Annotated in this window: 10 protein-coding genes and 1 pseudogene; 10 read left to right on the forward strand and 1 reads right to left on the reverse strand. The window is 35.1% G+C overall.

All coding sequences use genetic code 11. The annotated features are described in order from the left end of the window. Window positions 1-187 precede the first annotated feature (187 nt). From D3P07_RS12005 to D3P07_RS12020, 4 genes are read left to right on the forward strand one after another with little or no spacing between them, the layout of a single operon-like run. Window positions 188-2,581, forward strand: a complete 2,394-nt coding sequence (locus D3P07_RS12005) for a sensor histidine kinase (protein ID WP_119800458.1) — start codon at window positions 188-190, stop codon at window positions 2,579-2,581. After that, window positions 2,574-3,197: a response regulator gene (locus D3P07_RS12010; RefSeq protein ID WP_119800459.1), complete on the forward strand. Its 624-nt coding sequence runs from the start codon at window positions 2,574-2,576 to the stop codon at window positions 3,195-3,197. The genes D3P07_RS12005 and D3P07_RS12010 overlap by 8 nt, the downstream gene beginning before the upstream one ends. After that, window positions 3,190-3,798: an HNH endonuclease gene (locus D3P07_RS12015; protein WP_182914281.1), complete on the forward strand. Its 609-nt coding sequence runs from the start codon at window positions 3,190-3,192 to the stop codon at window positions 3,796-3,798. The genes D3P07_RS12010 and D3P07_RS12015 overlap by 8 nt, the downstream gene beginning before the upstream one ends. Continuing rightward, window positions 3,791-5,395: an Eco57I restriction-modification methylase domain-containing protein gene (locus D3P07_RS12020; protein ID WP_119800461.1), complete on the forward strand. Its 1,605-nt coding sequence runs from the start codon at window positions 3,791-3,793 to the stop codon at window positions 5,393-5,395. Before D3P07_RS12015 ends, D3P07_RS12020 begins: the two co-directional genes overlap by 8 nt. A 1,172-nt stretch (window positions 5,396-6,567) precedes the next feature. On the opposite strand, the gene D3P07_RS12030 is transcribed toward D3P07_RS12020, so the two are convergent. Beyond that, window positions 6,568-6,816, reverse strand: coding sequence for a helix-turn-helix domain-containing protein (locus D3P07_RS12030; RefSeq protein ID WP_119800463.1), 249 nt, complete (start codon window positions 6,814-6,816; stop codon window positions 6,568-6,570). Between the two features lie 164 nt (window positions 6,817-6,980). Here D3P07_RS12030 and D3P07_RS12035 point away from each other — a divergent pair, with 164 nt between their 5' ends. The 6 genes and pseudogenes from D3P07_RS12035 (at window position 6,981) to D3P07_RS12060 (ending at window position 10,978) form a co-directional block, all read left to right on the forward strand. Next, window positions 6,981-7,205 carry an aspartyl-phosphate phosphatase Spo0E family protein gene (locus D3P07_RS12035; RefSeq protein WP_119800464.1) on the forward strand — a complete coding sequence of 75 codons (225 nt, stop codon included), beginning with the start codon at window positions 6,981-6,983 and terminating at the stop codon, window positions 7,203-7,205. Continuing rightward, window positions 7,183-7,485 (forward strand): hypothetical protein, encoded by a 303-nt coding sequence (locus tag D3P07_RS12040; protein WP_119800465.1) that lies wholly within the window; start codon window positions 7,183-7,185, stop codon window positions 7,483-7,485. The genes D3P07_RS12035 and D3P07_RS12040 overlap by 23 nt, the downstream gene beginning before the upstream one ends. Before the next feature lie 335 nt (window positions 7,486-7,820). Then, window positions 7,821-7,961, forward strand: a pseudogene (locus D3P07_RS27555) (23S rRNA (uracil(1939)-C(5))-methyltransferase RlmD); the annotation flags it as partial. Between the two features lie 202 nt (window positions 7,962-8,163). After that, window positions 8,164-8,925, forward strand: a complete 762-nt coding sequence (locus D3P07_RS12050; protein WP_147384509.1) for a hypothetical protein — start codon at window positions 8,164-8,166, stop codon at window positions 8,923-8,925. Window positions 8,926-8,957: 32 nt separating this feature from the next. Continuing rightward, window positions 8,958-10,115 (forward strand): hypothetical protein, encoded by a 1,158-nt coding sequence (locus tag D3P07_RS12055; RefSeq protein WP_119800467.1) that lies wholly within the window; start codon window positions 8,958-8,960, stop codon window positions 10,113-10,115. Window positions 10,116-10,462: 347 nt separating this feature from the next. Further along, window positions 10,463-10,978, forward strand: a complete 516-nt coding sequence (locus tag D3P07_RS12060; protein WP_119800468.1) for a M78 family metallopeptidase domain-containing protein — start codon at window positions 10,463-10,465, stop codon at window positions 10,976-10,978. The last annotated feature ends 920 nt before the right edge of the window (window positions 10,979-11,898 follow it).

Here is an 11,898-nt window from a genome sequence, read left to right on the forward strand (position 1 = left end):
GGACACGTTTGATCGTGTCCGTCTCTATGCATGATGAGCCTCTCGCGAGGACTACCTATCTATATAGGTATCAGGGGTATAATATAGATTTAAAAAACATTTAAATTCGAATAGGACTAAAGAAGGAGAAATTATGAATCACGTCGAATATTGAAAGTTAATAATTTTCTTGGAGTGGAGTGATATAATGGCCCAAATACCATTTAAAGTTTCAGCTAGAACAGCTAGACTTATCGGTCGTGAAAACGTTAGTAATGCCGATGGTGCTATTATAGAATTGATAAAAAATTCGTATGATGCTGGAGCCTCAGCTTGTGTTGTTTATTTTGATTTTCATCCTGAGAATATCGTTGAAGAAAATTCTATTTACATAATTGATAATGGAATTGGTATGGATAGAACGATAATAGAAAATTATTGGATGACAATTGGAACTAATAATAAAGAAGTGAACTTCATTGGCGAGGATGGCCGTGTTAAATCAGGAGCAAAGGGGATTGGCAGATTTGCTCTTGATAGACTGGGTAGTAAAGCTGAGATGATAACAAAGCCGAAATCCAAGGGTGAGACATTTTTTTGGAGTGTTGATTGGAATGACTTTGATAACATTGGAGTGACTATAGAAGAGGTCTATGCCGATATAGATGTAGTTGATAATATGAACTTTCATGAAACAGTTTTTGATATATTGAAAGGTACTAGATACGAGGAATTACTGAAGGATCATAATTTTAATAATGGAACTATAATTAGAATTAAAGTAGCAAGGGACCCTTGGGAAGATTATTTTGTTGATAGGATTAGTACAAATTTAGAGTTCTTAGTACCAATTGACGATAATTCTCAATTTGAATTGATTTTATTAAGTTCAGAGTTCCCGGAGAAATATGGGCTTATTAATTCATTATTAAATTATGATTACGATTATAAATTACATGCAAAAGTCAACTCTGATAATTCAGTTAAGATTTCATACCATAGAAATGAATTTGATCCTAAGATTATTGATATGGACTTATTTCAACTGGAAGAAATGATGCATTACCCATATACGTTTGAAGTATTTGAAAATGGGAAATTCGAAAAACTAACTACCGTAAATAAGCTTATGCCTAATTATGAAAAAAAATATAATAAAGGCGTTTTGAATAGTTTGGGTAATTTTGAGTTTACGATGTATTTTCTTAAAAGAAACTTTAGTCAGGGTGATAGAAAGAAATTCTATTATAGATATTTTGATGTAGGTAAAAGAAATATCTGGATGGATACATTTGCGGGGATAAAGGTTTATAGAGATCATTTTAGAGTTAGACCGTATGGAGAAATGGGGGGGAGTTCCTTTGATTGGTTGATGCTTGGAGAACGAGCTGCAAAAAGTCCAGCAGCACCCAGCCATAAATCAGGATCGTGGAGAGTAAGGCCTAATCAAATATCCGGAAGTATTTCTATATCTAGGTTGGACAACATTAATCTTGAGGATAAATCAAGTCGTGAAGGTTTTCAGGAGAATGTTTCTTTCATGGCATTAAAGGATTTAGTCTTGAAAATTATTCAAGAATTTGAAACTGATAGACAATATGTGATGAGGGCTTTAGATAAACTATATACAAATAAAAACATTGATGAGCAAGAAAAGAAAAGGGCAAATCAAATTGCAAAGCAAATTGTTAGTAAAATAGATAATAATGTTTCAGAGGAAAAATTAAATCAGTTAATTAGTAAAGATTCTAAAAGTGCAGAAAACGTCGGAATACTTGCTAAGTCATATCTAGCACAGTTAAAAACAAATAAGGATCTAATAAGTGAGTTGCAATTACTAAGGGCTCTAGCAAGTACTGGTTTAACACTCACTTCGTTTGCACATGACTTGAACAACTTAAGTGCGAATATTGTGCAGAGAAATATTAATCTAAAAAAAATAATAAGTCGATTAATAAATGAAGAAGAGGTTAAAAATCTACAGCCATTTCTAAATCCTTTAATAGTAATAGATGATATGGCCATACAGGATGAAAGATTGAAAAAATGGTTGGAATTTTCACTAAATACGATAAAAGTAGATAAGCGAACAAGAAAGAAAATAGAGTTGTATAAATACTTCGAAGAATTTAGTAGAACATGGGAATCAGTGCTTAACTTTCAAAAAGTTAAGTTAACAGTTCCAACATCTACGGAGAAAAAATGTTTTTTACGAATATTTGAAATTGATTTTGATAGCATTTTCAACAATCTAATTTCGAATTCTTTGACTGCTTTTAGAAGACCTGATGCAGATGATGAAAGAACTATTACAATTGAACTAATTCAAGATAGTAATGAAATTATCATTGATTTCACAGATTCAGGCCCAGGTCTATCATCTGATATTGATGATCCAAATAAAATATTTGAAGCTTTTTATACTACAAAGCGAGATGAACTAGGTAAAGAGATAGGAACTGGATTAGGAATGTGGATTATCAAATCAACAGTTGAAGAATATAAAGGTAATATTAAAATTAAGCGACCTCGACCAGGTTTATCAATACAATTTGTTTTTCCTACAAGAAAAGATGAAGGAGTAACTGAGAACGATGAATAGAATTGCTTACATTGATGATGAAGAAGATGTTGTAAGGCAGTTTCAAATTATTATGATGGATGACTTTGAAGTCATCGAACTTAGATTAAAAGATAGTGTGGAAGAAATGGTTGAAGATATTATTGAATCAAAAGTTTCGGGAGTTGTAATTGATTATAATTTAAATAGTTCACAGTCAAAGGTGCACTATAATGGTGTAAATCTAATAAGAGAGTTATTAAATACGATCAAGGAGTTTCCATGCTATATTTTAACTTCCCACGAGTCTGAAGCGGAAGGCACTCTTTTAGATCCAGAGTTTATTAGAGCTAAAGAGTTTGTAGCTAAAGAAAAGGAGTTTTTCGTTCATAAATTAAAGACTAAAATAGAAAGTTATGAAAAAAGAATAGAACTATTTAAACTAGAACTTATGTCTTTGATGGATTTATATCCTAACCTAACATCAAAAGAAGAAGAGAGATTAATAGAGTTAGATAATATTCTTGAGTTAAATTCAAATAGTTATAAATCATTACCGAGTGACATAAAGAAAATATCAAGTGATGCTCGATTAGATAGACTAATTCAACTGTCGGAAGCTCTCGTAGACGAGATGAGGGATGAAACTGATGATTAAGCTTAGGGATAGGCTCCCTGTTCGCTCTTTTACAAGACAGTATAGCAGTTACAGAAGTTACAAGCCTTATTTAAGTGAAGATTTTAATAATAGATGTGGCTACTGTGATGATTTCGATGGATGGGTTGGAGGGGAGAGAACTTACCATATTGATCATTTTGCTCCAAAGTCTAAATTTTCATCTTTAGAGAATGAATATTCAAATTTGGTATATGCGTGTCCCTTTTGTAATAGATTTAAAAGCAATGATTGGCCTTCTGACGATCATACTGTGTCTTTTATTGATAACAAAGGATATATAGATCCATGTGATGAACGATATGAGGCTCATTTTTATAGAGATACCTATGGGAATATTAGGCCAAACAATGAGTTGGCTGAGTATATGAGAAAAAAACTTCAACTATTTTTATCAAGGCATCGTATTATTTGGAACTTAACAAGAATTAAGATTGAACTCGATAGAATTAAACCGCTATTAGATAAACACAAGCATGATGATGAAAAGTTTAATAGAATTAAAGATATATATTTTCAATTGAGCATGGAGTTTCAAGATTACTTGAATTACTTACTAGGGGAAAAATTGAAAAATGGATAACAAGAAGGAAAAGGGGGTTTATTATACACCTCCAGAATTAGCTAGCTTTATAGTGAATTATATTATGTCAGAGTATGATTTTAATCAGAAAATGAGTATTATGGAACCAAGTTGTGGTGATGGAATCTTTATAGATGGCCTTTCAGAGTTAAAAGAATTTAATAAAGCACATATAATAGATTTGTCATTAGTGGAAATTGATAATAATGAACTAATAAAATTAAAAAATAAAAAATATGAAGATAAAATCAAAGGGAAAATTGATTATTTTTCAGAGGATTACCTGTATTTCCAAGAAAATAATCAAAGAAAATTTGATGTAATACTCGGCAATCCCCCTTATATAAATAGGAAGCTGATGTCTTTAGATCAAATAACAATAAGTAATAAGATTTTGAATGATGCAAATATTAGTAACTCAAATATTAAAAACATATGGACTGCTTTTCTAGTGAGTTCAGCACAGGCACTAAATGAAGATGGTGTAGTTTGCTTTGTTCTTCCTTCTGAAATATTACAAGTAAAGCATGCAGAATCAATTAGAAAATACTTAATAACAGCATTTAATTGCATTGAGATATTTACATTTAATGAAATCATATTCAAAGACATTGAACAGGATACAATTGTACTTATAGCTTCAAAGCAAAAAAATAAACGAGGATTTCACTATCATAATTTCAATTCATTAGAAGATGTAGGAGCGAGTAACTTTACTACTATTACTAATAGTGAATTTACAGATAGTGAGGGGAAATGGACTTCATTGTTTCTTAGTAAACGTCATAATGAACTGTTAACTAGTTTGAAACAAGAAATTCCTTTAGTAAATGATTATTGTACATCGTGCGCTGGAATTGTTACTGCCGCTAACGATGAGTTCATTGTTGATAATAAAACAATCGAGAAATTCAAGTTGCACCAATATGCTCATAAAATAATAAAGAAAAGTTCTTATATTAAGAATCTCATTATTTTTAGGTTAGAAGATTTAACTCCTTTAATTGAAAAGGATACTCCTACTAATCTTTTGCTATTTGACGATAATGAAAAGGATTTTCATGCCGAAGCTAGAGGCTACCTTAAAATATTGACTGATAAGAAAATTCATGAGAGATATAAATGTAAAAAACGGGGAACGTGGTTCGTGATTCCTTCTGTTTGGAACTCAGAAGGTTTCTTCTTTAAGCGTTCATATCAGCATGCCAAGGTGATAATTAATCATGCAGATGTATCTGTTACAGATACAGCGTACAGAATTTCTATGAAGGAAGGATATGATATTAACTCGTTCACATTTTCTTTCTATAATTCGTTAACTTTAGTTTATACAGAATTATACGGCAGATATTATGGTGGAGGTGTTTTAGAACTAACTCCAAACGAATTTAAAAAGTTACCGTTGCCATATGTTAAAGTGAGTATGGAAAGAGCTTTAGAATTAGATCAAATGTTTAGAAATGAAATAAATTTTGAGGGAATATTAGAATTTACAAACAGAGTTGTTTTGATTGAGGGTTTTGGTTTTACTGAAGAAGATGTAGAGCTATTAAATACGACTCGATTGCTTTTGATGAGAAGAAGAATGAAAATGTGATTTTTATTAATTGTCAATGATAACTTCTAACAATTCAATTGCGTTTTTTATTTTTAAATTTGAAATCCAGTATGCTTCATAAAGTGTAGTGAAATTATGATCTGAGAAAAATTCCTGATTTTGTGATTCGAGAATCCGAGCGTTTAAATCATATGTAGTTTTTAAAATATTTATAATTTTTTCATGATAGTTCATATGTTTATGTCCTTCCCAATCCATCATATTTGTTTGAATTTATTATTCACCAAAAGTTTTAGCCATAGGACGTCTCGGCATTACCTTTATTTTAGTATATAAAGCAAATTCGTGTTCATGGCTCGAATACCTCATGTCAACCTATTTTTAATTCAGACCATAGCAAGCAAGGTTTAGGTGAATACAAGGTAACATGTTTCTGATGGGATGATCACTGTTGGACTTACAGGGATAAATTCTATATTTACTCAGCTAATCTTCAGATTCTATTTTTGCTATTTGAATAAAATGACTCTTGGGATATTATTGAATGATGTATTTATTTATTCCCCAAAGGTAAGATTTTAAGTACTTATATTTTGGTCACATTTTTGGTCACACTTTTTCTTTTTGCGAGCGCCGCGACGCACTCGAACGTGGAGACAAAAAACCTAAAAAAGCCTTGTCCCACTAGGCTTTCCTCCGACTTTCCCTAAAGTACAAACCACCATCTCTCCACTGGCAGCGATGAGGTCAGGGGACCGATCCCCCTTGGCTCCACCAAAATACAGATAAACGGCAGATATGCCGTTTTTTTGTTGATTACTCTTATACATATGGAGTGCTGTGTGTGGTTAGCTAGGAGCAGTAAATTCCCCTGCGTCTTTGTGGAAGTTGATGATACCACAATGACGGAACTTGTCCAAATGTCGAAGATTCATTGTAAGTTAGCGCTAGAGCATAGCGGCTCCCTAACGAAACATGAGCGCCGCAGGGCTATCAATGCTGAATTAAGACGCTTCGTGCTAGACATGATTTTTTAATCGCTAGCCTGCAGAATTCTCCTACAACTAGTTAAGAGAACTACTAAGAAAGAAGAAAACAAATGCAGTATTATATAGCGGATTGAGCTAAACCGTCATTTGAGGCGAGATTGCTGGAGCATATTCGTGATATCAATCAATTATCAGATGAAGGTGTAGAGTCTATTATCATTGCTACGTTTTCTCACCCAACAGCTCACCAACAGAAATTTCTAAAGCCTTGGCAATGATTAATATTTCATAATCTTGAACAAGTCGATGCTGGCCTTCCAAACGTGAAAGGCTGGTTGGACTGATATCTAACCCAAGTGTTTGCAATCTGGCCAAGAATTCCTTTTGTTTCATCCCTTTTGCCTTACGCATCTTAAGGACTCGTGATCCGATAATATTTTTGTCGCCAGGAGGCTCTTTTCGATGTTTCATGATGTGTCTCCTCTCATTTTACTCAAATTGTACGAAAAGACACTATTGTTTTAATGCGAATATCGCATTAAAATGAAATAAACCGAATATCGCATTAAACTAATAAATACAATTTCGGGTACAGGGTCCTGCATTGATCAGATGAGGAAAAAGAGGCTAAATAAATGCTTTACTTGCATGAAAGAATAGAGCAAGAAAGGCGCAAGATGAATACACTTGGCGAAGCATTGATTGAACAAGTTATTCCACTGTCTGAACATGAAGAGCTTCTAGCCATTAGTCGCAAAGTAGATAAGTTAATGCTGCGACTACATCTTAAGAAGCTACAAAACTCAGGACGACTCTACAGGCGAGGAGGAACAAGCCTTGAAGCTTCCGACATGGTTTAAAAGTGTCCTACAAAGCAGATTGGATGATGTTTTTGCTCGCGTGGCACTGGATCCTGAGATAAAGAGAATACGGGAAGAAAAGGACTTGGCTTTTCAAAGGCTATTTTCAGATCCAACTATTATAAATAAACCGGAATTCTCTGAATGGGAAGATATAAGTCATTATAAGCAAGAAATGGAGAATGAATACTTGTACTGGCAGGGGATGCAGGACGGAGCACAGCTTGCATATGTCATAATGACGTTGATTATGGATGTTGAAAAGGAGACAGGAGAATAAAGATATAAATGAAGGAACTGCCCACATCTGAGCAGCTTGTACATCAGTTGTTTTTGGGGAGCAAATAATTTTACAATGAAATCCAAGGTGTTGCTTGAAAAAATCTCATTATGAAAGAGATAATAGCTGCGATTGATGTCCTTGCTGATGAACACCGTCGTTTTCAGTCCATGCAAGCGATCAGCGGCGTGAAAATTGTAGGCTCAGAAGCAATTGAATAAAATCCTTTGATATTTGAGAGGTTGAACTCTTCTAACTTTAATTTAATGCTTTCACATAAGCGCTGCACCTCGACGCCATTGAAGACAATCTCGAGCTCCAGCCGAAGCGTCTAAGTCAGCTGCAACCCGTCCACAATCTCGCGTGACCAGCGCATCCTGGAGGATGGCGGGTATAAGACAATGGAGGTTACTACTATGGATATGTTTCCTTGGACGGCGCATGTGGAGTGCTGTGTGTCGCTTTTCAGGAAATAGCCTATTGGAGCCACATTTACCTATCTGTCGAAGCTCAGGCGCTGCTGCGCTTGGGCTTTTATTTGCTCAGAAGTGTGCATCACTAGCTATTTAATTGATTCTTGAAAGTGATGTACTTTCCCGATAAAGTATAAGGAAACAGTTGGAAACCTCGGTGTTAATTACGTAAAATTACTGTAATAGTTTTGTGATTTTATGCAAGATGAAATTTTACGAAGGGGAGATAATGATGCTCGTTAGAGGTAGGGTAGATAAGTACGATAGAGAGACATCTCAGCATATCGTTGCATACTTGGATATTTTGGGGATTGCAGCCAGGATGAAGCATGGGTACGAGGAACAAAAACTAGCAATGAATAAGCTTCATAACCTATATACTCATTCTATGGATAAGCGAACAGCTATGGATGGCTACAGTGAGATTCAGTTCAAGATATTTTCCGACAATATTATTATTGTCAAGAAGTTGTCAGAGCAGCCGGAGAAAAGACTGCTTGATATAAGAGCCCTATTATTTTGTGTTTCAAATTTCCAATGTTTAGCGGTTAAAGACAGTGTTGGATGGCTTGTTCGTGGAGGGATATCAATAGGAGAACTTTATATCGATGAAACTATGGTATGGGGTGAAGCACTCCTTAAAGCATATGACCTTGAGAGTAACGTAGCGATCTATCCCAGGATATTGCTGGATTCCGACCTGCTTTCACATATTGGGTCAGATGAAGAATTGTCCGAGTTCGTTCGACAAGACTTTGATAATTTGTGCTTTTTAAACTATCTACATATTCAGCATTTCGGAGGGCAGTTCTTAAAAAGTGGTTTTCAAATGATGCTTGATGAACTAAATGGGAGGTACACGGAACGCATATATCAAAAGCTATGTTGGCATATGAACTATGTTAATAGAGAGCTTGATAAGAAGAATGAGAGGAAGGACAGGGAATATCGATTGCATTTAGAGTAACAAGCTAAACATAACTAGGAAGGAAGAGGTCTGTGAGAGCTAGTATCTTTTATTCATGGCAATCTGATCTACCTAATAACACAAACCGTAGTTTTATTGAAAATGCAATTAAGAAGGCCATTAAAAAGCTGTCATTTGAAACTCAAGTATATGCTGAATATGATCGAGACACATTAGGTATAACAGGATCACCAGATATATCTGATGTAATTTTTGAGAAAATCGATAGAAGTAGTATTTTTTTGTGTGATATATCTATAGTAAATAGTGATTATTGCGGAAGAAAAACCCCAAATCCCAATGTTCTTGTTGAACTTGGTTATGCAGCGAAAACTTTAGGATGGGAGAAAGTCATATGCTTATTCAATGTAAAGTATGGCGACCTAAGAGATGTTCCGTTCGATTTAAACCATAAAAGAATACTATGCTATAATTCTGATAATTCAAATGAAAAGGAGAAGGTATCGGAGATAATTTATAAGAATGTTTCGGAGATGTTTTCTAAAGGTATTCTTTTTAATCCTTTAAAGGATCACATTAAAGGGAAGGTTGATTACTGTTTACTTGAAATATTAAAACATCTATGTGTGATCGTTTATGATATAAGCAGCATGTCGGAGTCTTTAGGAAAAGTTAATGAATTATTAATCTCTGATAAAATGACCATACTAGACCGACTTAAAAAAAAGAGAACTATTCTGGGATTTTTTGCATATAAGAATTTAAATGATGTACAAGACAAGCTGACTGAGTTGTTTAACATGATTAGTTCATCATCAAACTATCCGACTAATTGGGCAGTGACTATATTAAACCTACAGGATTGGATAAGAAGCTTTCAATGGCATACTTCATTTAGAAGAGAACATTCATTATATAATAAGAAATTAGACCCTGACAGAGCATATAAAGTTGTCCATGCAGGAAAAATGAGCAAGAATAATAGAGATGACTCTCATATCCTATTAAAAAAGATTGATGAAAAACAGGGGTATGTAATAAATGTTGGAACAATGATAAAGGTTGAAAAGGATTTCCTTATTTCACATTTTAATTTAAACCAAATTAGCTTTGAAACTTTTAGCGAATGCGTGTGTAAAATCATCCAAATTAGTAATGATTGGCTCGATAATACAGGTAGCGAGTTTATACTTGATCCCGAGTATTATCATATTGGTGGACCAATATAAATTGAGGTCGCTAAACCTGTAACTTCAACTTGTAAGAACCTCGCATCCAAGGTAACATGCAACAAATTTGTTCCATGGGAGGTTTTTACATGATCGCACTTGCTTACATCTGATACACATGATTCATACCGAGTTCGCTAGTCGGCATCAAACTGGACGATACTCAGACGAAATTGCTTCTTTCCATCGCTCGAAAGTATTGTAAGCTGGCACTTGAGCATAGTCAAGCAAGCACGACTTGGGAGAGGCGATAGGAATCATCGAAGAAACTCAGAGTTTACGTACGATCCGCGACGATTTGAGTGCAGAATGGAAAATACACCTTAATTGTTAAAGGGGAAGCTAAAATGCAAGATAAAACGCCAATTGGTCACATTCATGCCGTGCCTGTATACGGTAGATTGCCTCAGAGGTTTGTTGGGTTATTACCTAAAATTGAAGCAATAACGAGTCCTAACGAGTGGAGTGGCTTATCCTACATTGTTTGTTGTGATGAAGACATTGATACAACTGTTCACCAGAACATAGCAGGCGGTATGTACTTACGACATGCAGAACTAAACGTTAAGTACAGCGATGGGACAGAAGAGTATTTTTATATTGGAGAAGGACGTCCTGTAATTTATATTGAAGGCGGATTACACAGGAGCGATTATTGGTTCGCATTTGATTTTATTCACGAATTGGGACACCATAATGACCCGGATTTACCGATAGAAGCACCTACAGTTGAAGCAGAATTATTCGCTCATACTTTCGCACTGAACAGAGTAATAAAAGACGATTTTCAATTTGAAGACGAAACGCCACCAATGTACTACAAAGAAGCAAACGCAATTTGGGATAGAGAAAATAAACAGTGATAAGAAAAAAACGCCTTTCCCCTGCGGGATTGGCGTTTTTTATATTCTTTTCATATTTCATTATGTCGCCAGGTTGGACGTTTAAAGCACTTCATAGTTTTTCTATTACCTCGGTCATAGCCATTTTACAATTTGTAAACTTAGCAAGCGTTAGCGAAGAGATACCCGCTAATTCGATTAAATCAGTTTTCATTCCCCTTCGATTAATTAAATCAAAAAGTTTGTAATATCTTATTGGCATTAATTCAACCTCATTTCAGGGCGGCGGACTTCACAAATTAATCGCAATAGGGGAGGAGCTTAGAGCCGATCCTTTTTGGTAAAGAATAGAAAAACGGCTTATTCAGCCGCCTAAAATTTGAGCAAATGCCGATTCCTTATTAACTGTGTACTCCCTATAAACTCCCTACATGTGGAGAGTGTGGCGGTGTTGGTGAGGAAGGTCAACTAAATCGGAGATGCATTAGTAGAATTAGTAAAGAGGGGCTTTCGCCCTCTCTTTTTTTTGCCGATGAACTGGACCTCCGACAAGAAAGTGGACACCCACTAACGTTGAGCGACCGGCTCGTCATTCAGGAAGGCTTCTCGTTTGCATACGCACCTACGGTCATGACGTCAACATAAGCCCATGTAAGATTGTTCGTTTCCGATAGGATTCAGAGGAAATTATGATGGAATCTCTCTCTTCCTTCCACTGATAATAGAGTTAGGTGATCGGTCTTAGGTGTGAAAAGGAGGGGGTAAAATGAAAGCGCTTGCCCGACCAACCCTTGCAAAACAACCTAACAAAATTACTTTCCTACGGACCGATGCTTTGACTCTATAGGGCATTCGTAGATGATCAACCAAGCTTCCGAAAATGCTGGTCTTTCTTAGCAGCAAGCTTGCAGGGTTCGATTGAGTTTTGAACTTCTTTAGCT

It is taken from the genome of Paenibacillus sp. 1011MAR3C5 (genome assembly GCF_003591485.1).
Lineage (GTDB): Bacteria > Bacillota > Bacilli > Paenibacillales > Paenibacillaceae > Pristimantibacillus.